We start from the raw sequence: 26093 nt of genomic DNA, 5'->3' as shown, positions 1-26093 counted from the left end.
CAACGGCCGTGAGCTGGGGTTTCCCCGCAACAAACGGAATGGGCGGGTCAGTTTGTGGCGCGGTGCTGCGGCAGTCGGTACATGCCCCCGGAGAGCGGCTCGACCAGCCCGTCGGAGACCAGCCCGTCCAGGGCGCGGGCCCGCTGCACGGGCTCGTTCCACACGGTGTCGAGCACGCTCTGCGGAACCGGCCCGACCGCCTCCCGCAGCACGGCCAGCAGCTTGCCGCGGACCTGCCGGTCCGTCCCCGCGTACGTCTGCCCGCGCCGCGGCGGCCCGTCGTGCGCCGGCTTCCCGGCGAGCCGCCACGCGCACAGCCCGGCCACCGGGCAGCGGGCGCAGTCCGGGTTCTTGGCCGTGCACACCAGTGCCCCGAGCTCCATGGAGGCCGCCGCCCAGCGGGCCGCGGTGGCCTCGTCGCCGGGCAGCAGGGCCCGGGCCAGGCGCCGCTCGGCGGCGGTGGTGGCGTTCGGCGGGTACTCGACGCCGGTGGTGGTGCGGGCGAAGACCCGGCGCACGTTGGTGTCGAGCACGGCGTGCCGCTGCCCGTACGCGAAGGAGGCCACGGCGGCCGCGGTGTACTCGCCGATCCCGGGCAGCGCCAGCAACTGCGCGTGATCGCGGGGCACGTCGCCCCCGTGCCGCTCCGTTATGGCCACGGCCGCGCCGTGCAGCCGCAGGGCGCGGCGCGGGTAGCCGAGCCGCCCCCAGGCGCGTACGGCCTCGCCGGGGGCCTCGGCGGCCAGGTCGGCGGGCCGGGGCCAGCGGGCCAGCCACTGCTCGTACACGGGCCGGACCCGGCTGACGGGGGTCTGCTGGAGCATGAACTCGCTGACCATGACCCCCCAGGGGCCGGCCTCGGGTCGGCGCCAGGGCAGGTCGCGGGCGTGTTCGTCGAACCAGGCGATGACCGGGGAATGCAGTGCGTGGGCCGCCGCCTCCGCGGCCTCGGAGGCGGGGGTGGTCTCGGCGGGGGAGGAGGTTGTCCGGGATGCAGTCATGACATACGGCATCCTGGCACGTTTCACGGTCGTCGCGCGGAGCCCGGACCGGTGAACCAGAGTGCCGCCGGGTTGCCGCTGGTCCGCAGGGCGGCGGTGATCCTGTTGATCGGACCGGTCAGTGCGAGGACGAAGACCGCGGCGACGATGCCGCCGCCGACCAGGCCCACGGCCACGTCGTGCGGGTAGTGCGCGCCGACGAACACCCGGGAGTAGGCCATCAGCAGGGCCATGGGCACGGTCAGCAGCACCAGCCGGCGCAGGGCGAGGGCCAGCGCGACGGCGGCCGCACCCGCGATGGCGGAGTGGTTGCTCGGGAAGGACCAGTCGCCCGGGGCCGGGCAGGCGATGAGGGGTGCGGCGGCCCGGGCCACCGCCCTGCAAGGACGTTCCTCCGTCACGAACGACTTCAGGCTCTCGGAGGCCACGTACGCCACGGCGGTGGCGAGCGGGGCGAGCACGGCGAGCGCCATGGCCCGCGGGCTGCGTTGGCCGCGCGCACGCCACCAGACGGATATGAACAGGACGCCGAACAGAAGCAGTCCGTATTCGGTCCACACCTCGAAGGCCGACTGCACCCAACCGGGCGCGGAGTGGGCGGAATCGGTGATGTCGCGGTAGAGGTCGGAGGTGTCCATGGTCACCGACCGTACTCAACCCGGGGAGATGCCTTTGCACGGCCCCTGGCCGATTCGTTTCGGCCGAGGTCCGCCCGCGAGCTGATCATCGGCAAAACCTGCCGGTTGAGCGGCATGTGGGGCGCGGATCGGGCCCCGGACTCTCGTAAAGTTCCGTCCGTGGGATCTATGCGCAATCCGGTCGGGCCGCTCCCCTCCTCCATCTACTGGCGACGGAGGGCCGTGCTGGCGTCCGTCGTCGCGCTCCTCGCGCTCCTCGCCGTATGGGCCGTCAGTTCCTCAGGGGGCACGTCGAGTACGAACGGCAAGGGCGAGAAGGGGCCCGACCCGGTCACCTCCATCACCCCGGGACCGTCCGGGTCCGGTCCGGCGATCGGTCAGGCGCCGGGCGGACGCACCGAGTCGGGCGGCGGCGCGGGCAAGAACGGCGACTCGGGCGCGGGTTCCGCTTCGGGCGGCGGCACGGCCTCCGGTTCGACGGCCGCCGGCGCCGGCAGCGGCGGCACCGGGGCGAGCGGCGGCGGCGGCACCGGGGCGAGCGGCGGCGGCGGCACCGGGGCGAGCGGCGGCGCGGCGACCGTCCCGGCCGACTCGCAGCTGCCCACCTGCTCGTCGAGCTCCCTGCAGTGGGAGGTCAAGAGCGTCAAGAACGAGTACGAGGCCAACGAGAAGCCCCGCCTCGAACTGACCGCCCGCAACATCACCGGATCCACCTGCAAGGCCGACCTCGGCCCGAAGCAGGCCGTGCTGACCATCCTTCAGGCCAGCACCAGCAAGGCCGTCTGGTCCTCGGGCGACTGCCCCTCCGGCCCCGGCAGCGCCTTCTACCGCGTCCCGGCGCAGGGCGAGGCGAAGCAGATCGTGGAGTGGGACCGCAAGTTCAGTGCCGCCGACCAGTGCCAGACGCCCCCGGCGGGCAGCGCGGTCGCCGACACCTACGTGGTCGAGGCCAAGTTCCCGGGCCTGCCCGTGGCCCGCACCTCGTTCGTCCTGAAGCCGGAGTAGCGGCGCCGGGCCCGGCCGCAGCAGCCGGACGGCAACGGGGTGGGCCGGACGCCAGCCAGGCCCACCCCGTCCGCCACCGCGGCTCCCGCCGCCTCGGACCCTCAGACGTACCGCTCCAGGATCGAGGACTCCGCCAGCCGCGACAGGCCCTCGCGGACGCTGCGGGCGCGGGCCTCGCCCACCCCGTCGACCGTCTGCAGGTCGTCGACGCCGGCCGCCAGCAGCTTCTGCAGCCCGCCGAAGTGCTCCACCAGCCGCTCGATGATCGCCCCCGGCAGCCGGGGCACCTTCGCCAGCAGCCGGTAGCCCCGCGGCGACACCGCCGCGTCCAGGGTCTCCGGCGAGCCCGTGTACCCCAGGGCCTTCGCCACGTTGCCCAGCTCCAGCAGCTCCGGGTGGGTCAGGGCGTCCAGCGCCGGCAGCGCCTCGTCCACCGTCCGCGACCGCTTGGCCGTGGGCTCCGGCACGTAGTCGCGGATCACGAGCTCGCGCTCCTGCTCGATCCCGACGGTCAGCTCGTCCAACTGCAGTGACAGCAGCCGCCCGTCCGTGCCCAGCTCGACCACGTACTCCGCGATCTCCGTGGCGATCCGGCGCACCATTTCCAGCCGCTGCGCCACCGCCGTCACGTCGCGCACCGTGACCAGGTCCTCGATCTCCAGCGCCGACAGCGTCCCGGCGACCTCGTCGAGGCGCAGCTTGTACCGCTCCAGCGTGGCCAGCGCCTGGTTCGCCCGGGACAGGATCGCGCCGGACTCCTCCAGGACGCGCCGCTCCCCGTTCACGTACAGGGCGATCAGCCGCATCGACTGCGAGACGGACACGACGGGGAAGCCGCACTGCTTCGAGACGCGGTCCGCCGTGCGGTGCCGGGTACCGGTCTCCTCCGTCGGGATCGACGCGTCCGGAACCAGCTGCACACCGGCCCGCAGGATCTTGGTCAGGTCCTTGTCCAGGATGAGCGCGCCGTCCAGCTTGCACAGCTCGCGCAGCCGGGTCGCGGTGAACTCCACGTCCAGCACGAAACCGCCCGTGCACATCGCCTCGACGGCCTTGTCCATCCCGAGGACGATGAGGCCGCCGGTGTTGCCGCGGACGATCCGCTCCAGGCCGTCGCGCAGGGGCTGACCAGGTGCGACCGCGCTCAGCGAGGCACGCATCATGGATTCCTGCCTGGAGCTCGCGCCCGACTTCCCGGATGCTGCTGCCCCGTCCTTGGCTGCCACTGCACTCCTCCGGTCGCGGGTTGCGCCGCCTGCGTGGGCCGGGCGGACCAGCACAAAGTCTACCGGCGCACGCTGGGCGCCCGCCGTGGCTTGGCGAGGTGCGCCCGCGGGGACCCCCGTACCGACCCGGCCGCGGGCCGCCAGGAGGCTACTCGCGGGCCGTCTCGCGGGCCGTCTCACGGGACCGCCGGCGGGGCAGAACCCGCAGCGCATCCCCCATGTCGGCGACCTCCGTCACCTTCATCCCGGCCGGCACCTTCCCCGGGTCCACCGGCACCAACGCGTGCGTGAAACCGAGCCGGTGCGCCTCGGCCAGGCGCCGCTGCACCCCCGTCACCCGCCGCACCTCGCCGGCGAGGCCGACCTCCCCGATCGCCACCAGGTTCTTCGGCAGCGGAACGTCGCTCGCGGCGGAGGCCAGCGCCAGCGCGACCGCCAGGTCGGCGGCCGGCTCGGTCAGCTTCACCCCGCCCACGGTGGCGCTGTAGATGTCGCGCTTGCCGAGCGCGGTGATCCGGCCGCGCTGCTCCAGCACCGCCAGCATCATCGACACCCGCGAGGTCTCCAGGCCCGACGTGGTCCGCCGCGGGGAGGGGATCTGCGAGTCCACGGTGAGCGCCTGCACCTCGGCGACCAGCGGCCGCTTGCCCTCCAGCGTCACCGTCAGACAGGTGCCGGGGACCGCCTCCGCGCGCCGGGTCAGGAAGAGACCGCTCGGGTCGGCGAGGCCGGTGATGCCCTCGTCGTGCAGCTCGAAGCAGCCCACCTCGTCGGTGGCCCCGTACCGGTTCTTCACACCGCGGACCAGACGCAGCCGGGCGTGCCGGTCGCCCTCGAAGCCGAGGACCACGTCCACCAGGTGCTCCAGCAGCCGCGGGCCGGCGATCGCACCGTCCTTGGTGACGTGCCCGACGAGCAGCGTGGCCATCCCGCGCTCCTTGGACGCGCGGATCAGCGCCCCGGCGACCTCGCGCACCTGGGCCATGCCGCCGGGGGCGCCGTCGATCTCGGGCGAGGCCACGGTCTGTACGGAGTCCAGGACCAGCAGCGAGGGCTGCACGGCGTCGAGGTGGCCCAGCACGGCCGACAGATCGGTCTCGGCCGCCAGGTACAGGTGGTCGTTGAGGGCCCCGATCCGGTCGGCCCGCAGCCGCACCTGGCTCGCCGACTCCTCGCCGGTGACGTACAGGGTGCGGTGGGTCGCGCTGGCCGCCTTGGCCGCCACGTCCAGCAGCAGCGTCGACTTGCCGACCCCCGGCTCGCCGGCCAGCAGGACCACCGCCCCCGGCACCAGCCCGCCGCCGAGGACCCGGTCCAGCTCGTCCACGCCCGTGCTGCGGGCGGTCGCCGTCCGGCCGTCGACCTGCGCGATGGGAAGCGCGGCGGAGGTGACGCGGCCGGCCGCCGTGGTCCGCACGGCGGGCGCGCCCATCTCCTCCACGGTGCCCCAGGCCTGGCACTCGGGGCAGCGGCCGAGCCACTTCGCAGTGGTCCAGCCGCACTCGGAGCAGCGGTAGGAGGGCCGGTCCTTGGCGGATGAGCGGGATGTACGGGCAGCCATGCGCCCACGGTAGCCGCCCCCGCCGACAACCCTGACCGCGCCGGGCGCCGGCCCCGCCCCGCCCGGCGTCAGGGCCGCCGTCAGCGCCTGCTCGATCTGGTCACCCGTAAGGGCTAAAACAGCTCAAGGCTTCACGGCCCCCGGCGGGCGGCCGCCTACCTTCGCCAGGGTGGACAGCAGCAACCAGGAGAACCCCGCCCGGCGCACCGGCGCACGCCGGGCGCACGGGCGCACACCCCGTGAGGGCACCGCCCCGGAGGAGCCGCCGCCCTTCCGGCACGAGCCGTACCTGGACGGCCTGTTCACGTACTGCCTGTCGGTCCTGTGCGACCACGACACCGCCACCGACGTGCTCGCCGAGGTCCTCGCCGTCGCCGAACGGCACCCCGGCCGCTGCCCCGACGAGGGCGACCGCCGGGCCTGGCTGTACGCCCTCGCCCGCTGGGCCTGCCTGCGCCGCATGACCGAGCAGCGGCGCGGCCGCTCCGGGGCGCGTCCCGCCCGGCGCGCGCCGGAGCACGCCGGGGCCGAGCGTCCGCCCGAGGCTCACGGCTCCCACGGCCCCTCCGGCTCCCACGGCCCCTCCGGGGTCCCCGGCTCCCGCGACTCCCTCGACGTGAGCGCGCACCGGCGCACCGAACTGGCCCGCCTCGCCTGGCCCGAGGCCGCCGGCACCACACCCGAACAGCGCGAGGCCCTGGAACTCGCCGTCCGCCACCGCCTCGGCGTCGCCGAAGTCGCAGCCGTCCTCGGCACGCCCCCGGCCACCGCCCGCGAGCTCCTCGCCGGCGCCGCCTGCGAGGTCGAACGCACCCGCGCCGCCCTCGCCGCCGTCGAGACCGGCGGCTGCCCGTCGGTGTCCCGGCTCACCGGCGACGGACAGCTCCTGCTGTCCACCACCCTGCGCGCCGAGCTCGTCCGCCACGTCGACGACTGCCCGCGCTGCCGCCGCGCCGCCGAACGCGCCGGCGCCGCCGCCCCCTGGCCGGGCTCCTGCGGCGTCGACGCCGCCCTCCCCCTGGTCCAGGCCCCCCGGACCGCCGTCCACGCCGCCATGCAGCGCACGGGCCGCGGCCGCCGCGCCGCCGTCCCCCGCTTCGGCCGCACCGGCTTCCCCGTCGACCCCCGGGACCGGGCCGCCCGCCGCGACCGGTTCCGCGCCCGCGCCGTGACCACCACCGTGGTCGCCACCGTCGTCGCCGCGCCCGTCCTGGTCCTCTGGGCCGCCTACCGGGGCGCGCCCGACACCGGCGAGCCCGCCGGCGCCGACACCGGACGGATCTCGGCCGGCGAGTCCGAGCTGCCCCTCCACCCGGGCGGCGGCCCGATGCGGGCCTACGAGAACGCCGGAACCGGCCTCACCGCCCGCACCACCGGCGTCCCCGGCCCCGTCGGCCCGGAGCGGGCCGTCTCCGTCGAGGTGATCAGTACCGGCGAGCCCGCGGCCCCCGCCGGGCCGGGCGCCCCCGGCCGGCTCACCGTCGCCGCCGCCCCGCAGGGCGGCACCACCGTGCTCACCCTCACCGCGTCCGGCGGGGCCCCGGTGGACTGGCAACTCCGCTCCGACGCGCCGTGGCTGCGGGCGAGCCGGACCGCGGGCACCCTGGCCCCCGGAGAATCGATCACTCTGTACGTCACCGTCGACCCCGACACCGAACCCACGGGCCCCTGGACGGCCCGGGTCGCCGTGGACCCGGGCGGAGCCGTGGTCGCGATCCGGGGCAGCGGCCGCCCCGCCCCCACCCCGGCGCCGCCCACGCCCCCCGCGCAGACCCCGACCCCCACGCCGCCGTCCGACCCCGTGGACCCCCCGACCCCGACCCCGACTCCCACGCCCGCGCCGACGCGGACTCCTCCGCCCACCCCGACCCCGAGCGCGTCCGAGTCCGCACCCGTCCCCGACCCCGCCCCTGGAGGAACGGTTTCCCAGGACCCCGGCGCCCCCGCCGACCCGTCCCCGTAGCGACCCCTCCGCGCGCAGGGGCGGACCGTCCCGAGATGCACGGAAGGATCACGCCGGAGACCCTGGTGGGAGAGGCCAGGACCCCCCAGGCCGAGGAGGCCGCAATGAGCGTGATGGACAAGCTCAGGCAGATGCTGAAGGGCCACGAGAGCCAGGCCGCGCAGGGCGTGGACAAGGCCGGCGACCACGTCGACGAGAAGACCCAGAACAAGTACACCAGGCACGTCGACACGGCCCAGGAAAAGCTCAAGGGCCAGCTCGGGAACCCCGAGGGCGGGCAGGACCAGCCGCCCCGGGCCTACTGACCGCCTCCGCCCGCCGGCCCCGCCTACACCGGGTCGGCGGGGTGCGGGGCCATCGGCAGCAGGGAGGCCAGGCGCGCCTCGCAGTGCTTCACGAGCTCCGCGTACCCCTCCTTGCCCATCAGCTCCGTCAGCTCGGCCCGGTACGACACGTACACCGGCTCGCCCGCGCCGTGCGCCGACGTCGCCGACGTGCACCACCAGTGCAGGTCGTGCCCGCCCGGGCCCCAGCCGCGCCGGTCGTACTCGCCGATCGTCACCTGGAGCACCCGGGTGTCGTCGGGCCGGTCGATCCAGTCGTACGTCCGCCGGATCGGCAGCTGCCAGCACACGTCCGGCTTCGTCTCCAGCGGCTCGCGGCCCTCGCGCAGCGCGAGGATGTGCAGCGAGCACCCGGCTCCGGCCGGGAAGCCGGGCCGGTTCAGGAAGATGCACGCACCCTCCCACCGGCGGGTCTGCCGCTCGCCGTCCTCGTCCTTCTGCACCCAGCCCGACTCGGTGCCCACGTCGTGGAACTGCCACAGCTCCGGCGACAGCCGTGCCACGTGCCCGGCGACCCGCTTCTCGTCGTCCTCGTCGGAGAAGTGCGCGCCCAGCGTGCAGCAGCCGTCGCTGGCCCGACCCTCCCGGATGCCCTGGCAGCCGCTGCCGAAGATGCACGTCCAGCGCGACGTCAGCCACGTCAGGTCGCACCGGAAGACCTGCTCGGCGTCGGCGGGATCGGGGAACTCCACCCAGGCCCGGGGGAAGTCGAGACCCTGCTCGTCGCCCGGGGGAGCACCGGCCGCGGCCCGCTCGGCGGCCTTGGCCTTGGGCTTCGTCTTGGCCTTCGGCTTGGTCCTGGACTTGTCGGCCTTGTTCGTGTGTGGCACAAACCCAAGCCTAAGCGCCCCTCACGCCACCCGTACTCCCGGCGCACAGTAGCGTTTCCTCGTATGAGACTCGGTGTCCTTGACGTGGGTTCGAACACGGTGCATCTGCTGGTGGTGGACGCACACCCCGGCGCGCGCCCGCAGCCCGCGCATTCGCACAAGGTGGAACTGCGGCTGGCCCAGCTCCTCGACGGGAGCGGCGCGGTCACGGCGGACGGCATAGAGCGCCTCGTCGCCGTGATCGCCGGCGCCGTGCAGGCCGCCGAGGACAAGGGCTGCGAGGACGTGCTGCCGTTCGCGACCAGCGCCGTGCGGGAGGCCACCAACGCGGACGAGGTCCTCGCCCGGGTCAAGGCCGAGACCGGCATCGACCTGCCGATCATGAGCGGCGAGGAAGAAGCCCGGCTGACCTTCCTGGCCGTACGCCGCTGGTTCGGCTGGTCGGCGGGCAAGCTCCTCGTCCTCGACATCGGCGGCGGCTCCCTGGAGATCGCGTACGGCATCGACGAGGACCCGGACGCGGCCGTCTCCCTGCCGCTCGGCGCCGGCCGCCTCACCTCCGCCTGGCTCCAGGGAGATCCGCCGGACCCGGCCGCCGTCCGCGATCTGCGCCGGCACGTGCGGGCGCAGATCGCCCGCACGGTGCGCGAGTTCAGCCGGTTCGGGGCCCCGGACCACGTCGTCGCCACCTCCAAGACCTTCAGGCAGCTGGCCCGGATCGCGGGCGCGGCACGCTCGACCGAAGGCCTCTACGTGCAGCGGGACCTGACCCGCAAGGCGCTGGAGGAGTGGGTGCCGAAGCTCGGGGAGATGACCGTGGCGCAGCGGTCCGCCCTGCCCGGCGTCTCGGAGGGCCGCGCCGCCCAGCTGCTCGCCGGGGCCCTGGTCGCCGAGGGTGCGATGGACCTCTTCGGCGTCGACAGCCTGGAGATCTGCCCCTGGGCGCTGCGCGAGGGCGTCATCCTCCGCCGCCTGGACCACCTCCCCGTCTGACGGCCGGGCGGCCGGTCGACCGGCCGCCCCCGCCCGGCCCGCCCCGGAGGGGAGCCCCTTCCGGCCGGCCGGGCCCTCGGTACCCTGTCCCCGTGGCAGAACCCGTCCGCATCCCGACCGCGAAAGTCGCCCTCTCCACCGCCTCCGTCTACCCGGAGTCGACGGCGACCGCCTTCGAGATCGCCGCACGCCTCGGCTACGACGGTGTGGAGGTCATGGTCTGGACGGACCCGGTCAGCCAGGACATCGACGCCCTGCGCCGCCTGTCCGACACCCACGGCATCCCGGTCCTGGCCGTACACGCCCCCTGCCTCCTGATCACCCAGCGCGTCTGGTCCACCGACCCGTGGACCAAGCTCCAGCGGGCCCGGTCCGCCGCCGAACGCCTCGGCGCGAGCACCGTCGTCGTCCACCCGCCCTTTCGCTGGCAGCGCCAGTACGCCCGGGACTTCGTCACCGGCATCGCCCGGATGGCCGACGAGACCGACGTGCGCTTCGCCGTGGAGAACATGTACCCCTGGCGCTACCGCGACCGCGAGATGCTCGCGTACGCCCCCGAATGGGACGTCACCAAGGACGACTACCGGCACTTCACCGTCGACCTGTCCCACACCGCCACCGCCCGTACGGACGCCATGGAGATGGTCGACCGCATGGGCGACCGCCTCGCGCACGTGCACCTGGCCGACGGCAACGGCTCCGCCAAGGACGAGCACCTCGTTCCCGGCCGCGGCTCCCAGCCCTGCGCCGAGCTGCTGGAACGCCTCGCGGCCAACGCCTTCGACGGCCACGTCGTCATCGAGGTGAACACCCGCCGGGCCATGTCCTCCGCCGAGCGCGAGGCCGACCTCGCCGAGGCCCTGGCCTTCACCCGGCTCCACCTGGCGGCGAGCACCGGCCGGGACGTGACGGCCCGGTGACCCCCCGCGCCGACGACGGCCCCGCCCCCCGCCCCCGGCGCGGCCCGGGCCGCCCCCGCCAGGACGAGGCCGACAGCGGCCCCGGCGCCATGGAGCGGATCCGCCTCGCCGCCCGCTCCGAGTTCGCCGCGCGCGGCTACGACAAGACCTCCCTGCGCGGGATCGCCAAGTCCGCCGGCGTGGACCCCTCCCTGATCCACCACTACTTCGGCAGCAAGGACGAGCTCTTCGCCGACACCATCGAGCTCAGCCTGGAGCCCGACCTCCTGGTCCCCCAGATCGTCGGCCCCGGCCCCGATGCCATCGGCGAGCGCCTGGTCCGCTACTTCCTCGGCATCTGGGAGACCCCCGCCACCCGCGCCCCCCTCCTCGCGGTGATCCGCTCCGCCCTCACCCACGAGGCCGCGGCCAGGGTGCTGCGCGACCTGGTCCTGCGCCGCCTGCTGGAGCGGGTCGCCGCCGACCTGAACGTCCCGGACCCCACCTTCCGGGCCGAGCTCGCCGCCTCCCACATGGTCGGCATCGCGATCCTGCGCTACGTCGTCCAGGTCGAGCCGCTGGCCTCCGCGGACCCCGACCACATCGTCGAGCTGGTGGCCCCCACCCTCCAGCGGTACCTGACCGAGGGCTGACCCTCCCGTCCCGGTATCCGGACGACCTGTCCGTATCCCGGGCCGGGGGCGTAGCCTCGTAACCGAGCCATATCCACAGTCGCGGCGGGCGTACGAGCGCCACCGCCATCATGGGGAGTACCCGATGCCCGAGCTGAGGTCCCGCACCGTCACCCACGGCCGCAACATGGCAGGCGCTCGTGCGCTCATGCGCGCGTCGGGCGTAGCGAGCGAGGACATCGGCAAGCCGATCATCGCGGTCGCCAACTCCTTCACCGAGTTCGTCCCCGGCCACACCCACCTCGCCCCCGTCGGCCGGATCGTCTCCGACGCGATCCGCGCCGCGGGCGCCGTCCCCCGCGAGTTCAACACCATCGCCGTCGACGACGGCATCGCCATGGGACACGGCGGCATGCTGTACTCGCTGCCCTCCCGCGACCTGATCGCGGACTCCGTCGAGTACATGGTCGAGGCCCACTGCGCCGACGCCCTGATCTGCATCTCCAACTGCGACAAGATCACCCCCGGCATGCTGATGGCCGCCATGCGCCTCAACATCCCGGCCGTCTTCGTCTCCGGCGGCCCGATGGAGGCCGGCCAGGCCACCCTCGTCGACGGCACCGTCCGCAAGCTCGACCTGATCAACGCGATCGTCGACGCGGTCAACGAGAACGTCTCCGACGAGGACGTCCTGCGCATCGAGGAGAACGCCTGCCCGACCTGCGGCTCCTGTTCCGGCATGTTCACCGCCAACTCGATGAACTGCCTCGCCGAGGCCATCGGCCTGGCCCTGCCCGGCAACGGCTCCGTCCTCGCCACCCACACCGCCCGCCGCGCCCTGTACGAGGAGGCCGGCCGCACGGTCGTGGAGATCACCAAGCGGTACTACGAGCAGGACGACGAGTCCGTCCTCCCGCGCAGCATCGCCACCCGCGAGGCCTTCGAGAACGCCATGGCCCTCGACATCGCCATGGGCGGCTCCACCAACACGATCCTGCACCTGCTGGCCGCCGCCCAGGAGGCCGGCCTGGACTACGACCTCAAGGACATCGACGCCGTCTCGCGCCGCGTCCCCTGCCTGGCGAAGGTCGCCCCGAACGTCGCCCCCGGCGGCACCTACTACATGGAGGACGTGCACCGCGCCGGCGGCATCCCCGCCATCCTCGGCGAACTGCACCGCGGCGGCCTCCTGAACAAGGACGTCACGACGGTCCACTCGACCAACCTCGACGACTGGCTGGGCACGTGGGACGCCCGCTCGGGCACCGCCAGCGCCGAAGCCGTGGAGCTGTGGCACGCGGCCCCCGGCTGCAAGCGCTCCGCGACCGCCTTCTCCCAGTCCGAGCGGTGGGAGTCCCTCGACCTCGACGCCGAGAACGGCTGCATCCGCTCGGTCGAGCACGCGTACAGCAAGGACGGCGGCCTGGCCGTCCTCAGGGGCAACATCGCCGTCGACGGCTGCGTCGTGAAGACCGCCGGCGTCGACGAGTCCATCTGGACCTTCGAGGGCCCGGCCGTGGTCTGCGAGTCCCAGGACGAGGCCGTCGACAAGATCCTGTCCAAGCAGATCAAGGAGGGCGACGTCGTCGTCATCCGCTACGAGGGCCCGCGCGGCGGCCCCGGCATGCAGGAGATGCTCTACCCGACCTCCTTCCTCAAGGGCCGCGGCCTCGGCAAGGCCTGCGCCCTGGTGACCGACGGCCGGTTCTCCGGCGGCACCTCCGGCCTGTCCATCGGCCACGCCTCCCCGGAGGCCGCTTCCGGCGGCACCATCGCCCTCGTCGAGGACGGCGACCGGATCCGCATCGACATCCCGAACCGCTCGATCGAGCTCCTCGTCGACGACGCGACCCTGGCCGTCCGCCGCGAGGCCCTCGGCGGCGTCTACGCCCCGAAGAACCGCGAACGCAAGGTCTCCGCGGCCCTGCGCGCCTACGCGGCGATGGCGACGAGCGCCGACAAGGGCGCGGTCCGCGACGTCACCAAGCTCGCCTGACGTCCCGGCCCCGCCCGACCACCCCGGGCGGGGCACCTCCGGCAATCCCCCGAGGACCGGCCATTGCCGGCGGGGGGCCGGCACATCCAGCCCCGCCGGCGTCTGAGGCGCGGGGTCCGGGGCGGCGCCCCGGGGCTCCCGGCTCCGCCGGGCCGGGCGTAACCGCGGAGCTACCAGGCGGCGGGATCGCGGGCGTCAACGGCGAACACCGACCCGTCGGGCGCGGTCGAGAAGACCCGCCCGCCGGCGGCGACCGGCGCCGGCAGCGTCGCCGTGAAGGCGCCCCGCCCCGCCCCGATCCGCGGCGCCGTCTGCCCCGCCAGCCGCCCGGCCGTACCGTCCACCGCGAGCAGCCGCCCGTCGACGGCGGTCAGGTACACCCGGCCGTCGCCGTCACCACCGAGCACGGGCCGCGAGGCCGCCGTGACCCCGGTCTGCAGCCGCCATTCCTCCCGCTGCGCGCCCACCGCCGCCAGGGCGCCCGACACCCCGAACACGTACGCCGTGCCGTCCGGGGCCACGGCCGCCTGGGCCTGGAGCAGCGGGGCCGTCAGCGCGACCGAGCGCACCGCCCGGGAGCCGAGGTCCACCCGCAGCACCGACCGGGCCATCGACCCCGCGTCGTTCTCCAGCAGGAACAGCCCGCCGCCGGCCACGCCGACCGGCTCCGCGGCGCCGGGCGTCCGGGCCAGCGCCCGCACCGTGCCCGCGACCGGGTCGACCTCCGACACCTGGGTGGACTTCCCGTCGGGGGCCGGGGTGGCCACGTACAGCGGCGGGGCCGCACCCGGCTGGGCCGCCGGCGCCTCGTCGGCGCACCACACCGAGCCGACCCCGCCGAACTGCTTGGTCCACTGCGCGACCCCGGTGGCCGCATCCACGGAGACCGCCTTGCCGTCGGGCAGCGCGATCATCACCCGCGGCCCGGCCGGCACGACCCGCGACCCGGCCGGCAACACCCGCTTCCACCGTTCGGCCCCTGTGGCCGCGTCCAGCGCGTGCAGCGTGTGGCTGCCGGCGGACGTGGTCAGGACGAGTCCGGCGTCGTGCAGCGGGGCGGCGGTCTCGACGGTGCCCGGGGAGGCCTGGACGGACCACACCACCGAGCCGTCGGCGGGGTCCAGCCGGGCCGCGGCCAGCCCGTACCCCGAGCAGTACAGGGTCCCGTCGGCCCACGAGCAGGCCGAGGCCGCGCTCCCGGCGGGTCCGCCCTCCGCGGTTCCGGGCCGGCCCAGCTCCCGCGACCAGGGCGCGAACGGCTTCTGTCCTCCCTGCGCCGACCGTGCGTCCCCGACCGCCCGCTGCTGCGGGCCCGCGTCGTCGCCCCGCAGGTACCAGCCGCCGCCCGCCGCCCCGCCCGCCAGCAGCAGCCCGACCGCGGCGGCGACCGCCGCGCGGGTCCGCCGCCGGCCGCGGTCCGACGCCCCCGGGGCGGTCCCGCCGCCCGCGCCGCCCGGGGCGCCCGGTGCGGCGCCCGCAGCGATCGCGGCGGCCGCGGCGGCTTCGGCGGCGCTCTGCGCCCGCGGGTGCGTCGGCTCCTCGGCGCGGCGCCGGGCGGCGCCGCCCGCGGTGGGGGAGGCGGGGCGCCGGGGCTGCGGGACGAAGGTCTGGGTGTCCTCGCCCGTGGGGTACGCGAGGGCGCGCATCGCCGTGATCAGGGCGTCGGCCGTGGGCCGCTCGGCCGGGTCCTTGGACAGGCAGCGGGCCACGATCGGCGCGAGCTGCGGCGGCAGCCCGGCCAGGTCGGGCTCGCCGTGCACCACCTGGTACGCGACGAGGTAGTGGCTGTCGGAGTCGAAGGGCCCCCGCCCGGTGGCCGCGTGCACCAGTACGGCGCCGAGCGCGAACACGTCGGCGGCGCTGCCCACCTCCCGGGGCCGCTGGAACTGCTCGGGCGCCATGAACGGCGGTGTCCCGATCAGCTTCCCGGTCTCGGTGCGCAGGTCGCTGTCGGCGGGGCGGGAGATGCCGAAGTCGATGACGCGCACCCCGTCGGGGGCCATCAGGACGTTGCCGGGCTTCAGGTCGCGGTGCACCACCCCGGCCCGGTGGATGTCGCGCAGGGCCTCGGCGAGCCCGGCCGCGAGCCGGGTCAGTTCGGCGGGGTCGAGCACCCTCTCGCGCACCCGCTCGGCGAGGGTGGGGGCGTCGATGAACAGGGTGGCCATCCAGGGCCGCTCGGCGTCGGGATCGGCGTCGACGACGGGCGCGGTGAACGCCCCGCTGACCCGCCGGGCGGCGGCGACCTCCTGACGGAACCGGGCGCGGAACTCGGGGTCGACCGCGTGCTGGGGGTGCACGATCTTTACGGCGAGTTTCAGCCCGGAACCGGACGTGGCCAGGTGGACGACACCCATGCCGCCGGATCCGAGCACGGATTCGAGCCGGTACTGGCCGGCGTATTCCGGAAAGCCCACGTAGTCCGCGTGCAGTGACTGCACTGCCTCACCACCCCCGCCGGAGCCTAGTCGATGGCCCGTGTGAATCTCCAAGGGCCTGCTACCCTGCGCGAGTTGTTCACAGCAGTGCCAAAAGGGGGGTTTTCACATGTCCGCAGAGAACGAATCCAGCCAAGCCCAGGCCCTCGACGCGGGGTCCGGTTTCCAGACCTTCCCGGTCGCACCGGGCCACCGGGTGAACGTCCGCAGCGGCCCCGGCACCGGCTACTCCATCGTCAAGGTCCTCCCGTACGGCGCGTCCGTGACGATCCGCTGCCAGACGGAGGGCGAGACGGTCAGCGGACCGTACGGCACCACCAGCCTCTGGGACTGCGTCGGCAACGGCCAGTTCGTCTCCGACGCGTACGTCAGGACGGGCAGCGACGGCTACGTCGCCTCCCCCTGCGGCTGACACCGGCGACCAGGGGGGGGTGCCGCGGCCCGGTCCGTCTGACACGTGAGACGCGCCGGGCCCTCCGCCGGCGGCGGGGGATAATCGCCGGTGTGAGCGACGAACAGCAGCAGACCCCCGCCGCGACGACCCCGGCCCCGGCCCTGCCCGCCGGGCCGCAGCCGGAGCCGATCCCGTTCTTCGGCACCACCTGGGTCGAGCACGACGGCGGCTACGCCCTCCGCCGTGCCGCCGCCGGCGCGGGCTCGCTCGTCACGGCCTTCGCCGCCGCCTACCTGCTGCGCCTCGCCTACGAGGGCCTGGAGATCGGCAACGTCGGCCCGTTCCTCAGCATCTCCGTGGTCGTGCTCTTCGCGATCGCCAGCGCCATCGCCTTCCTCAAGACCTGGGAGTCCTTCGGCCGTCGCCCGGCCCCGTCCTCCGACGAGGCCTCGCTCAAGGGCCTGAAGATGATCGGCTTCATCGGCTCCCTCATCGCGTACTTCCTGCGCTGCTTCTCCGAGGCCCCGGGCGAGAAGCTCCGCCGCGCCGAGTACGAGCGCGCCGTCGCCGAGTACGAGCGCCGCCGCCGCACCCGTACGGGCAACCCGGCCGCGCGCCGCCCCAAGCGCAAGAAGTAGCTCGGGCGCACGCCCCCTTCCTCGCTCCCTCCCCGATCCTGCCGCAGCCTCCGACCTGTTGACGGCCGGCACCCCCGGGAGCATTATTCACCACATGATGAATAACCAGGAGCGGGGCGACGCCCCGGCCCCGGCCCCCGCCGTCCACGCCGACGGCCTGACCGTCCGCCGCGGCACCGGCCGCACCCTCCGGACCGTCCTCGACTCCCTCGCCTTCGACGTCCCCCGCGGCCGCATCACTGGCCTCCTCGGCCCGTCCGGCTGCGGCAAGTCCACGCTCATGCGCGCCGTCGTCGGCACGCAGGCCCACGTCACCGGCGCCCTCGACGTCCTCGGCCGCCCCGCCGGCCACCCCGAGCTCCGCTCCCGCATCGGCTACGTCACCCAGGCCCCCTCCGTCTACGACGACCTCACGGTCCGGCAGAACCTCGACTACTTCGCCGCCGTCCTCGACCCCGGCCGCGCCGCCGCCGACCGCCGCCGCGCCGCCGTCACCCGCGCCATCGCCGACGTCGACCTCTCCGGCCGCGCCGACGCCCTCGCCGGCAACCTCTCCGGCGGCCAGCGCAGCCGTGTCTCCCTCGCCGTCGCCCTGCTCGGCGCCCCCGAACTCCTCGTCCTCGACGAGCCGACCGTCGGACTCGACCCCGTCCTGCGCCGCGACCTGTGGAACCTCTTCCACGACCTCACCGCCGCCCGCGGCACGACGATCCTCGTCTCCTCCCACGTCATGGACGAGGCGGAGCGCTGCCACGACCTCCTCCTCATGCGCGGCGGCCGCATCCTCGCCCAGGACACCCCCGACGCACTGCGCACCCGTACGCAGTCCGCCACCGTCGAAGAGGGCTTCCTCCGCCTCGTCGACGAGGCCAACGCCCGCGCCGCCCAGGGCCCCGCCGCCCAGGAGACCGTCGTCCAGGAGCCCGCCCAGGGCCCCTCCGCCCAGGAGCAGCCCCGATGAACGCCGCCCGCACCACCGCCACCGCCGCCCGCGTCCTGCGCCAGCTCCGCCACGACCCGCGCTCCATCGTCCTGATGCTGCTGGTCCCCGTCCTGATGCTGACCCTGCTCCGCTTCGTCTTCGACGGCAGCCCCCGCACCTTCGACGGCATCGGCGCGTCCCTCCTCGGGATCTTCCCGCTGATCACCATGTTCCTGGTGACCTCCATCGCCACCCTGCGCGAACGCACCTCCGGCACCCTCGAACGCCTCCTCGCCATGCCGCTGGGCAAGGGCGACCTCATCGCCGGCTACGCCCTCGCCTTCGGCGCCGTCGCCGTGGCCCAGTCCCTCCTCGCCACCGGCCTCGCCCTCTGGCTCCTCGACCTCGACGTGGTCGGCTCCCCCTGGCTGCTCCTCCTCGTCGCCCTCCTCGACGCCCTGCTCGGCACCGCGCTCGGCCTGTTCGTCTCCGCTTTCGCCGCCTCCGAGTTCCAGGCCGTCCAGTTCATGCCGGCCGTGATCTTCCCGCAGCTGCTGCTGTGCGGACTGTTCGCCGCCCGCAACACCATGCACCCGGTCCTCGAAGGCATCTCCGACGTCCTGCCCATGTCGTACGCCGTCGACGGCATGACCCAGGTCCTCACCCACACCGACATGACCGCCGACTTCGTCCGCGACTCCCTGATCGTCGCCGCCTGCGCCCTCCTGGTCCTCGCCCTCGGCGCGGCCACCCTGCGCCGCCGCACGCCCTGACCGCCCGCAGTGCGGACACGCACCCCCCACCCCCGCGCCCGGGTGCGAGGATGAGGAAGACGCAGCACACGTACGCGCACCCAGTTCGGCGAGGTGACACCGCATGACCCAGACAGTCGCAGTCCTCGGTACCGGAAAGATCGGCGAGGCCCTGCTCAGCGGAATGATCCGCGGCGGCTGGCCCGCCGGGAAGCTCCTCGTCACCGCCCGCCGTTCCGAACGCGCCGAGGAGCTCCGCGCCCGCTACGGCGTCGAGGCCGTCGGCAACGCCGAGGCCGCCAAGCGCGCCGACACCCTTATCCTCACCGTCAAGCCGCAGGACATGGGCAAGCTCCTCGAAGAGCTCGCCCCGCACGTCCCCGCCGACCGCCTCGTCATCAGCGGCGCCGCCGGAATCCCCACCTCCTTCTTCGAGGAACGGCTCGCCCCCGGCACCCCCGTCGTCCGCGTCATGACGAACACCCCCGCCCTCGTCGACGAGGCCATGTCCGTCATCTCGGCCGGCAGCCACGCCACCGCCGAGCACCTCGCCCACGCCGAGGCGATCTTCGGCGGCGTCGGCAAGACCCTCCGCGTCCCCGAGTCCCAGCAGGACGCCGCCACGGCCCTGTCCGGCTCCGGGCCCGCCTACTTCTACTTCCTCGTCGAGGCGATGACCGACGCCGGCATCCTCCTCGGGCTGCCCCGCGCCCAGGCCCACGACCTGATCGTCCAGGCCGCCATCGGCGCCGCCGTGATGCTCCGCGACAGCGGCGAACACCCCGTCAAGCTCCGCGAGGCCGTCACCTCCCCCGCCGGCACCACCATCAACGCCATCGTCGAACTCGAACGCCACGGCGTCCGCGCCGCCCTCATCGCCGCCCTCGAAGCCGCCCGCGACCGCAGCCGCGAACTGGCCTCCGGCGCCGGCTGACCCGTCGCGCCCCCCGCCCGGGCCCGGGCCCGGGCAGTACGGCGGGCCCGGGCGGCCGGCGGGCCGCAAGGGCCTACGGAGCCAGCAGCCCGATCGCCTCGTACGCCCGGTCCACCATCGGCCGCGCCAACGCCCGGGCCCGCCCGGCACCCTCCCGCAGCACGCCCTCCACCAGCCCGGGATCGGCCGCCAGCTCGGCGTGCCGCTGCTGCACCGGCCGCAGCACCTCCACCACCGCCTCGGCCACGTCCCGCTTCAGCGCCCCGTACCCGTCGTACCCGTCGGCGAGCACCGCCGGATCCCCGCCGGTGCAGGCGGCCAGCACGTCGAGGAGGTTCGCCACGCCGGGCCGGTCCTCCCGGTCGTAGACGACCCCGCCGTCCCCGCTGTCGGTCACCGCCCGCATCACCTTGCGCCGCACCACGTCCGGCTCGTCGAGCAGGTAGACCACACCCGGCCCGCCGCCCATCGACTTCCCCATCTTCGACCGCGGGTCCTGCAGGTCCATGACGCGCGCGGCCACCGCGGGGAGCGTCGCCCTGGGCACCGTGAAGGTGTGCCCGTACCGCTGGTTGAAGCGCACGGCCAGGTCCCGGGTCAGCTCCACGTGCTGGCGCTGGTCCTCGCCCACCGGCACCTCCTCGGTCGCGTACGCCAGGATGTCGGCCGCCATCAGCACGGGATACGTGAGCAGCGACAGCCGCACACCGGCCCCGGAGGACTGCGCCTGCGCCGCCTTCTCCCTGTACTGGATCATCCGCCGCAATTCGCCGTCGGCCGCGGTGCACTCCAGCAGGTACGCGAGCCGGGTGTGTTCGTCCACATGGCTCTGCACGAACAGCGTGCACTTCTCCGGCGCCAGTCCGGCGGCCAGCAGCAGCGTCGCCGCCTGCCGGCTGAGCCGCCGTACCCGGGCCGGATCGTGCTCGACCGTCAGCGCGTGCAGGTCCACGACGCAGAACAGCGCATCGTCCGGCTTCTGCTCGGCTGCGACCCACTGCCGTACGGCGCCCAGGTAGTTGCCCAACGTCAGATGGCCGCTCGGCTTGATCCCACTGAAGATCCGCGCCATGTCCGTCTCCCTGTCTGTCCCTGTCGGTGTGGTGTGGGTGCCGCTGCATCCGGCGACCGGCCACACCCGGGAGGGGGAGGAACGAAAAACGGCCGCCGGGGCGGCGGCCGTGAGCGCATGCGTGCTCGCGTGGAAGGTCGGCCGCCGTCAGGCGGCCCACCAGCAAAGGCTGGGCGTGAGCGCATGCGAGTTCATGGGGGTCAGGCTAGCGCCTCGATGACCTTCGTCCCAGGGTTGACACGCCCGTACGCGATCCGTAAAGTTCTTCGAGTTGTCCGACGTGAGCGCCGACTCTGGTCGGTCCCCGGACAGCCATCCCGCACTACACACTCGAACGAACGGCGCAGTCTGCCGTCTCGTTTTCATGCGTATTTGCGAATGAGGAATCCGCGTTCTAGAACGCAGCCGCCGATTGGCTTCGGGGGCAAGGAATCCGCTAATGTCTCACTCGCCGCAAGGGCCGACGGTCCGCGCAGCAAATCCCGCTGACTGGGAGTCAGGCCGAAAAGGTTCTGATAGAGTCGGAATCGCCGGAAGGGAAAACGCGAAAGCGAAGAACCGGAAAGCGAAGCGCGAAACACTCTGATAGAGTGGGAAACGCGAGAACGAAAGCCCGGAGGAAAGCCCGAGAGGGTGAGTACGAAGGAAGCGTCCGTTCCTTGAGAACTCAACAGCGTGCCAAAAATCAACGCCAGAAGTTGATACCCCGTCCACTTAGGTGGATGAGGTTCCTTTGAAAAGACCTGCAGGGCCCCCTGGTGGGGCGCTTGTAGGCGACAAACACAGCGAGGACGCAGTGGTCAGTCGGTCATATTCCGACCGTGGCTGACCCGCTCACCGTGATGTGTGCACCCGATTACGGGTAATCATTCATGGAGAGTTTGATCCTGGCTCAGGACGAACGCTGGCGGCGTGCTTAACACATGCAAGTCGAACGATGAAGCCCTTCGGGGTGGATTAGTGGCGAACGGGTGAGTAACACGTGGGCAATCTGCCCTTCACTCTGGGACAAGCCCTGGAAACGGGGTCTAATACCGGATACGACTGCGGGAGGCATCTCCTGTGGTGGAAAGCTCCGGCGGTGAAGGATGAGCCCGCGGCCTATCAGCTTGTTGGTGGGGTAATGGCCTACCAAGGCGACGACGGGTAGCCGGCCTGAGAGGGCGACCGGCCACACTGGGACTGAGACACGGCCCAGACTCCTACGGGAGGCAGCAGTGGGGAATATTGCACAATGGGCGAAAGCCTGATGCAGCGACGCCGCGTGAGGGATGACGGCCTTCGGGTTGTAAACCTCTTTCAGCAGGGAAGAAGCGAGAGTGACGGTACCTGCAGAAGAAGCGCCGGCTAACTACGTGCCAGCAGCCGCGGTAATACGTAGGGCGCAAGCGTTGTCCGGAATTATTGGGCGTAAAGAGCTCGTAGGCGGCTTGTCACGTCGGATGTGAAAGCCCGAGGCTTAACCTCGGGTCTGCATTCGATACGGGCTGGCTAGAGTGTGGTAGGGGAGATCGGAATTCCTGGTGTAGCGGTGAAATGCGCAGATATCAGGAGGAACACCGGTGGCGAAGGCGGATCTCTGGGCCATTACTGACGCTGAGGAGCGAAAGCGTGGGGAGCGAACAGGATTAGATACCCTGGTAGTCCACGCCGTAAACGTTGGGAACTAGGTGTTGGCGACATTCCACGTCGTCGGTGCCGCAGCTAACGCATTAAGTTCCCCGCCTGGGGAGTACGGCCGCAAGGCTAAAACTCAAAGGAATTGACGGGGGCCCGCACAAGCGGCGGAGCATGTGGCTTAATTCGACGCAACGCGAAGAACCTTACCAAGGCTTGACATATACCGGAAAGCATTAGAGATAGTGCCCCCCTTGTGGTCGGTATACAGGTGGTGCATGGCTGTCGTCAGCTCGTGTCGTGAGATGTTGGGTTAAGTCCCGCAACGAGCGCAACCCTTGTCCTGTGTTGCCAGCATGCCCTTCGGGGTGATGGGGACTCACAGGAGACCGCCGGGGTCAACTCGGAGGAAGGTGGGGACGACGTCAAGTCATCATGCCCCTTATGTCTTGGGCTGCACACGTGCTACAATGGCCGGTACAATGAGCTGCGATACCGTGAGGTGGAGCGAATCTCAAAAAGCCGGTCTCAGTTCGGATTGGGGTCTGCAACTCGACCCCATGAAGTCGGAGTCGCTAGTAATCGCAGATCAGCATTGCTGCGGTGAATACGTTCCCGGGCCTTGTACACACCGCCCGTCACGTCACGAAAGTCGGTAACACCCGAAGCCGGTGGCCCAACCCTTGTGGAGGGAGCTGTCGAAGGTGGGACTGGCGATTGGGACGAAGTCGTAACAAGGTAGCCGTACCGGAAGGTGCGGCTGGATCACCTCCTTTCTAAGGAGCACAGTACCGATTGCAGGCAAACGTTCTGCACGGTCAGCTCATGGGTGGAACGTTGATTAGTTGGCGTGAGTGACTGGAAGGTCTCCTAGTACTGCCCTCGGGCGTGGAAGAGATGACACGGAAAGCGTTCACGCTTGGCACGTTGTTGGGTCCTGAAGGCACGGCCGTTGGTCAGTCTTCAGTGTCGGCCCCAGTGAACCGGGTCCCTTGTGGATGCGGGTGATGGGTGGCTGGTCGTTGTTTGAGAACTACACAGTGGACGCGAGCATCTGTGGCCAAGTTTTTAAGGGCGCACGGTGGATGCCTTGGCACCAGGAACCGATGAAGGACGTGAGAGGCCGCGATAGGCCCCGGGGAGCTGCCAACTGAGCTTTGATCCGGGGGTGTCCGAATGGGGAAACCCGGCAGTCGTCATGGGCTGTCACCCACTGCTGAACACATAGGCAGTGTGGAGGGAACGAGGGGAAGTGAAACATCTCAGTACCCTCAGGAAGAGAAAACAACCGTGATTCCGGGAGTAGTGGCGAGCGAAACCGGATGAGGCCAAACCGTATGCGTGTGATACCCGGCAGGGGTTGCGCATGTGGGGTTGTGGGAATGAGCTTTCACAGTCTGCCGGCTGTGAGGCGAGTCAGAAACCGTATGGATAGGCGAAGGACATGCGAAAGGTCCGGCGTAGAGGGTAAGACCCCCGTAGCTGAAATCTGTACGGCTTGCTTGCTCATCTCCCAAGTAGCACGGGGCCCGAGAAATCCCGTGTGAATCTGGCGGGACCACCCGCTAAGCCTAAATATTCCCTGGTGACCGATAGCGGATAGTACCGTGAGGGAATGGTGAAAAGTACCGCGGGAGCGGAGTGAAATAGTACCTGAAACCGTGTGCCTACAAGCCGTGGGAGCGTCGAGATCTTCGGATCTTCGTGACTGCGTGCCTTTTGAAGAATGAGCCTGCGAGTTAGCGGTGTGTAGCGAGGTTAACCCGTGTGGGGAAGCCGTAGCGAAAGCGAGTCCGAATAGGGCGATTGAGTTGCACGCTCTAGACCCGAAGCGGAGTGATCTAGCCATGGGCAGGTTGAAGCGGAGGTAAGACTTCGTGGAGGACCGAACCCACCAGGGTTGAAAACCTGGGGGATGACCTGTGGTTAGGGGTGAAAGGCCAATCAAACTCCGTGATAGCTGGTTCTCCCCGAAATGCATTTAGGTGCAGCGTCGTGTGTTTCTTGCCGGAGGTAGAGCACTGGATAGGCGATGGGCCCTACCGGGTTACTGACCTTAGCCAAACTCCGAATGCCGGTAAGTGAGAGCACGGCAGTGAGACTGTGGGGGATAAGCTCCATGGTCGAGAGGGAAACAGCCCAGAGCATCGACTAAGGCCCCTAAGCGTACGCTAAGTGGGAAAGGATGTGGAGTCGCAGAGACAACCAGGAGGTTGGCTTAGAAGCAGCCACCCTTGAAAGAGTGCGTAATAGCTCACTGGTCAAGTGATTCCGCGCCGACAATGTAGCGGGGCTCAAGCGTACCGCCGAAGTCGTGTCATTGCAGCAATAGGGCCAACGCCTGCTGTGATGGGTAGGGGAGCGTCGTGTGCCGGGTGAAGCAGCACCGGAAGGTAGTTGTGGACGGTTCACGAGTGAGAATGCAGGCATGAGTAGCGATACAAGAGTGAGAAACTCTTGCGCCGATTGACTAAGGGTTCCTGGGTCAAGCTGATCTGCCCAGGGTAAGTCGGGACCTAAGGCGAGGCCGACAGGCGTAGTCGATGGACAACCGGTTGATATTCCGGTACCCGCTTTGAAACGCCCAATATCGAGGCGAGCGATGCTAAGTCCGTGAAGCCGCCCTGATCTCTTCGGAGTTGAGGGGAGTGGTGGAGCCGACGGACCAGACTTGTAGTAGGTAAGCGATGGGGTGACGCAGGAAGGTAGTCCAGCCCGGGCGGTGGTTGTCCCGGGGTAAGGGTGTAGGCCGAGGGGTAGGCAAATCCGTCCCTCATGAAGGTTGAGACCTGATGCCGAGCCGATTGTGGCGAAGTGGATGATCCTATGCTGTCGAGAAAAGCCTCTAGCGAGTTTCATGGCGGCCCGTACCCTAAACCGACTCAGGTGGTCAGGTAGAGAATACCGAGGCGTTCGGGTGAACTATGGTTAAGGAACTCGGCAAAATGCCCCCGTAACTTCGGGAGAAGGGGGGCCACGCTTGGTGATGAGTCTTGCACTCTGAGCTGGGGGTGGCCGCAGAGACCAGCGAGAAGCGACTGTTTACTAAAAACACAGGTCCGTGCGAAGCCGTAAGGCGATGTATACGGACTGACGCCTGCCCGGTGCTGGAACGTTAAGGGGACCGGTTAGTGACCTTTCGGGGTTGCGAAGCTGAGAACTTAAGCGCCAGTAAACGGCGGTGGTAACTATAACCATCCTAAGGTAGCGAAATTCCTTGTCGGGTAAGTTCCGACCTGCACGAATGGCGTAACGACTTCTCGACTGTCTCAACCATAGGCCCGGTGAAATTGCACTACGAGTAAAGATGCTCGTTTCGCGCAGCAGGACGGAAAGACCCCGGGACCTTTACTACAGTTTGATATTGGTGTTCGGTTCGGCTTGTGTAGGATAGGTGGGAGACTTTGAAGCAGCCACGCCAGTGGTTGTGGAGTCGCCGTTGAAATACCACTCTGGTCGTGCTGGATGTCTAACCTCGGTCCGTGATCCGGATCAGGGACAGTGTCTGATGGGTAGTTTAACTGGGGCGGTTGCCTCCCAAAGGGTAACGGAGGCGCCCAAAGGTTCCCTCAGCCTGGTTGGCAATCAGGTGTTGAGTGTAAGTGCACAAGGGAGCTTGACTGTGAGACCGACGGGTCGAGCAGGGACGAAAGTCGGGACTAGTGATCCGGCGGTGGCTTGTGGAAGCGCCGTCGCTCAACGGATAAAAGGTACCCCGGGGATAACAGGCTGATCTTCCCCAAGAGTCCATATCGACGGGATGGTTTGGCACCTCGATGTCGGCTCGTCGCATCCTGGGGCTGGAGTCGGTCCCAAGGGTTGGGCTGTTCGCCCATTAAAGCGGTACGCGAGCTGGGTTTAGAACGTCGTGAGACAGTTCGGTCCCTATCCGCTGTGCGCGTAGGAATATTGAGAAGGGCTGTCCCTAGTACGAGAGGACCGGGACGGACGAACCTCTGGTGTGCCAGTTGTCCTGCCAAGGGCATGGCTGGTTGGCTACGTTCGGGAGGGATAACCGCTGAAAGCATCTAAGCGGGAAGCCTGCTTCAAGATGAGTATTCCCACCTCCTTGAGAGGGTAAGGCTCCCAGTAGACGACTGGGTTGATAGGCCAGATGTGGAAGCCCGGTAACGGGTGGAGCTGACTGGTACTAATAGGCCGAGGGCTTGTCCTCAGTTGCTCGCGTCCACTGTGTTAGTTCTGAAGCAGCGAACTCGCCATGCCGGCTTGAGTTCAAC

19 protein-coding genes and 2 rRNA genes are annotated in these 26093 nt (G+C 70.8%); 14 read left to right on the top strand and 7 right to left on the bottom strand.

What is annotated here, in order from left to right; all coding sequences use genetic code 11:
- Positions 1–47: 47 nt before the first annotated feature.
- Positions 48–1001, bottom strand: coding sequence for an A/G-specific adenine glycosylase (locus tag ACSHWO_RS15405; protein ID WP_361096686.1), 954 nt, complete (start codon positions 999–1001; stop codon positions 48–50).
- A gap of 23 nt (positions 1002–1024) precedes the next feature.
- The gene (locus ACSHWO_RS15400; RefSeq protein ID WP_385842734.1) at positions 1025–1639 is read right to left on the bottom strand and encodes a phosphatase PAP2 family protein; all 615 of its coding nucleotides are present in this window, start codon (positions 1637–1639) and stop codon (positions 1025–1027) included.
- Positions 1640–1807: 168 nt separating this feature from the next.
- Here ACSHWO_RS15400 and ACSHWO_RS15395 point away from each other — a divergent pair, with 168 nt between their 5' ends.
- Positions 1808–2644 carry a hypothetical protein gene (locus ACSHWO_RS15395; RefSeq protein WP_438319109.1) on the top strand — a complete coding sequence of 279 codons (837 nt, stop codon included), beginning with the start codon at positions 1808–1810 and terminating at the stop codon, positions 2642–2644.
- A 101-nt stretch (positions 2645–2745) separates the two neighbouring features.
- Here the strand turns inward: ACSHWO_RS15395 and disA are convergent, their stop codons facing one another.
- Both disA and radA read right to left on the bottom strand, forming a co-directional pair.
- The gene (gene disA / locus ACSHWO_RS15390) at positions 2746–3870 is read right to left on the bottom strand and encodes a DNA integrity scanning diadenylate cyclase DisA (protein WP_361096692.1); all 1125 of its coding nucleotides are present in this window, start codon (positions 3868–3870) and stop codon (positions 2746–2748) included.
- A gap of 148 nt (positions 3871–4018) precedes the next feature.
- Complete coding sequence (radA, locus tag ACSHWO_RS15385) at positions 4019–5431, bottom strand: DNA repair protein RadA (protein WP_361096695.1); 1413 nt, start codon at positions 5429–5431, stop codon at positions 4019–4021.
- Positions 5432–5600: 169 nt separating this feature from the next.
- Between radA and ACSHWO_RS15380 the strand changes: the two genes are divergently transcribed.
- The gene (locus ACSHWO_RS15380; RefSeq protein WP_438312457.1) at positions 5601–7394 is read left to right on the top strand and encodes a BACON domain-containing protein; all 1794 of its coding nucleotides are present in this window, start codon (positions 5601–5603) and stop codon (positions 7392–7394) included.
- 35 nt (positions 7395–7429) lie between these two features.
- Positions 7430–7699, top strand: coding sequence for an antitoxin (locus ACSHWO_RS15375; protein WP_438312455.1), 270 nt, complete (start codon positions 7430–7432; stop codon positions 7697–7699).
- A gap of 23 nt (positions 7700–7722) precedes the next feature.
- On the opposite strand, the gene ACSHWO_RS15370 is transcribed toward ACSHWO_RS15375, so the two are convergent.
- On the bottom strand, positions 7723–8568 hold the full coding sequence (locus ACSHWO_RS15370) for a hypothetical protein (RefSeq protein ID WP_385842753.1): 846 nt from the start codon (positions 8566–8568) through the stop codon (positions 7723–7725).
- Between the two features lie 63 nt (positions 8569–8631).
- Between ACSHWO_RS15370 and ACSHWO_RS15365 the strand changes: the two genes are divergently transcribed.
- The 4 genes from ACSHWO_RS15365 (at position 8632) to ilvD (ending at position 13088) form a co-directional block, all read left to right on the top strand.
- A complete protein-coding gene (locus tag ACSHWO_RS15365; protein WP_438312453.1) occupies positions 8632–9561 on the top strand; it encodes a Ppx/GppA phosphatase family protein in 930 nt (309 codons plus the stop codon).
- Positions 9562–9653: 92 nt separating this feature from the next.
- The gene (locus tag ACSHWO_RS15360) at positions 9654–10481 is read left to right on the top strand and encodes a sugar phosphate isomerase/epimerase family protein (RefSeq protein WP_361102312.1); all 828 of its coding nucleotides are present in this window, start codon (positions 9654–9656) and stop codon (positions 10479–10481) included.
- Positions 10478–11113, top strand: a complete 636-nt coding sequence (locus ACSHWO_RS15355) for a TetR family transcriptional regulator (RefSeq protein WP_438312451.1) — start codon at positions 10478–10480, stop codon at positions 11111–11113. The genes ACSHWO_RS15360 and ACSHWO_RS15355 overlap by 4 nt, the downstream gene beginning before the upstream one ends.
- Positions 11114–11237: 124 nt before the next feature.
- Positions 11238–13088 carry a dihydroxy-acid dehydratase gene (ilvD, locus tag ACSHWO_RS15350; RefSeq protein WP_438312449.1) on the top strand — a complete coding sequence of 617 codons (1851 nt, stop codon included), beginning with the start codon at positions 11238–11240 and terminating at the stop codon, positions 13086–13088.
- Positions 13089–13258: 170 nt separating this feature from the next.
- On the opposite strand, the gene ACSHWO_RS15345 is transcribed toward ilvD, so the two are convergent.
- Positions 13259–15529: a protein kinase domain-containing protein gene (locus ACSHWO_RS15345; RefSeq protein ID WP_438312447.1), complete on the bottom strand. Its 2271-nt coding sequence runs from the start codon at positions 15527–15529 to the stop codon at positions 13259–13261.
- A gap of 106 nt (positions 15530–15635) precedes the next feature.
- On the opposite strand from ACSHWO_RS15345, the gene ACSHWO_RS15340 reads away from it, so the two are divergent.
- From ACSHWO_RS15340 to proC, 5 genes are all read left to right on the top strand, one after another.
- A complete protein-coding gene (locus ACSHWO_RS15340; RefSeq protein WP_361102301.1) occupies positions 15636–15938 on the top strand; it encodes an SH3 domain-containing protein in 303 nt (100 codons plus the stop codon).
- A 92-nt stretch (positions 15939–16030) separates the two neighbouring features.
- Positions 16031–16558, top strand: a complete 528-nt coding sequence (locus tag ACSHWO_RS15335; RefSeq protein WP_361102298.1) for a hypothetical protein — start codon at positions 16031–16033, stop codon at positions 16556–16558.
- 97 nt (positions 16559–16655) lie between these two features.
- Entirely contained in the window at positions 16656–17519 is an 864-nt protein-coding gene (locus tag ACSHWO_RS15330; protein ID WP_438319107.1) for an ABC transporter ATP-binding protein, read from the top strand.
- Positions 17516–18253 (top strand): ABC transporter permease, encoded by a 738-nt coding sequence (locus ACSHWO_RS15325; RefSeq protein WP_438312445.1) that lies wholly within the window; start codon positions 17516–17518, stop codon positions 18251–18253. Before ACSHWO_RS15330 ends, ACSHWO_RS15325 begins: the two co-directional genes overlap by 4 nt.
- Positions 18254–18356: 103 nt before the next feature.
- Positions 18357–19166: a pyrroline-5-carboxylate reductase gene (gene proC, locus ACSHWO_RS15320; protein ID WP_361102289.1), complete on the top strand. Its 810-nt coding sequence runs from the start codon at positions 18357–18359 to the stop codon at positions 19164–19166.
- 73 nt (positions 19167–19239) lie between these two features.
- Here proC and trpS read toward each other — a convergent pair whose 3' ends face one another.
- On the bottom strand, positions 19240–20238 hold the full coding sequence (gene trpS, locus ACSHWO_RS15315) for a tryptophan--tRNA ligase (RefSeq protein ID WP_404242259.1): 999 nt from the start codon (positions 20236–20238) through the stop codon (positions 19240–19242).
- An 869-nt stretch (positions 20239–21107) separates the two neighbouring features.
- On the opposite strand from trpS, the gene ACSHWO_RS15310 reads away from it, so the two are divergent.
- Positions 21108–22631 (top strand): 16S ribosomal RNA (locus ACSHWO_RS15310).
- Positions 22632–22913: 282 nt separating this feature from the next.
- Positions 22914–26029, top strand: a 23S ribosomal RNA gene (locus tag ACSHWO_RS15305).
- The 16S and 23S rRNA genes sit together here, the layout of an rRNA operon.
- The last annotated feature ends 64 nt before the right edge of the window (positions 26030–26093 follow it).

This window comes from Streptomyces pallidus (ex Mingjun et al. 2026), assembly GCF_051550185.1.
Classification (GTDB): Bacteria; Actinomycetota; Actinomycetes; order Streptomycetales; family Streptomycetaceae; genus Streptomyces.
Note: the sequence above shows the minus strand (reverse complement) of the source record. Positions and strands in the feature narration are given on the sequence as shown.

Bases quoted from the DNA above. Each gene is read 5' to 3' on its own strand.
- proC (WP_361102289.1), top strand. From the start codon at position 18,357: ATGACCCAGACAGTCGCAGTCCTCGGTACCGGAAAGATCGGCGAGGCC.
- trpS (WP_404242259.1), bottom strand. From the start codon at position 20,238: ATGGCGCGGATCTTCAGTGGGATCAAGCCGAGCGGCCATCTGACGTTG.
- ilvD (WP_438312449.1), top strand. From the start codon at position 11,238: ATGCCCGAGCTGAGGTCCCGCACCGTCACCCACGGCCGCAACATGGCA.
- ACSHWO_RS15405 (WP_361096686.1), bottom strand. From the start codon at position 1,001: ATGACTGCATCCCGGACAACCTCCTCCCCCGCCGAGACCACCCCCGCC.
- ACSHWO_RS15395 (WP_438319109.1), top strand. From the start codon at position 1,808: ATGCGCAATCCGGTCGGGCCGCTCCCCTCCTCCATCTACTGGCGACGG.
- ACSHWO_RS15330 (WP_438319107.1), top strand. From the start codon at position 16,656: ATGAATAACCAGGAGCGGGGCGACGCCCCGGCCCCGGCCCCCGCCGTC.
- ACSHWO_RS15375 (WP_438312455.1), top strand. From the start codon at position 7,430: ATGCACGGAAGGATCACGCCGGAGACCCTGGTGGGAGAGGCCAGGACC.
- ACSHWO_RS15325 (WP_438312445.1), top strand. From the start codon at position 17,516: ATGAACGCCGCCCGCACCACCGCCACCGCCGCCCGCGTCCTGCGCCAG.
- ACSHWO_RS15365 (WP_438312453.1), top strand. From the start codon at position 8,632: ATGAGACTCGGTGTCCTTGACGTGGGTTCGAACACGGTGCATCTGCTG.
- ACSHWO_RS15400 (WP_385842734.1), bottom strand. From the start codon at position 1,639: ATGGACACCTCCGACCTCTACCGCGACATCACCGATTCCGCCCACTCC.
- radA (WP_361096695.1), bottom strand. From the start codon at position 5,431: ATGGCTGCCCGTACATCCCGCTCATCCGCCAAGGACCGGCCCTCCTAC.
- ACSHWO_RS15340 (WP_361102301.1), top strand. From the start codon at position 15,636: ATGTCCGCAGAGAACGAATCCAGCCAAGCCCAGGCCCTCGACGCGGGG.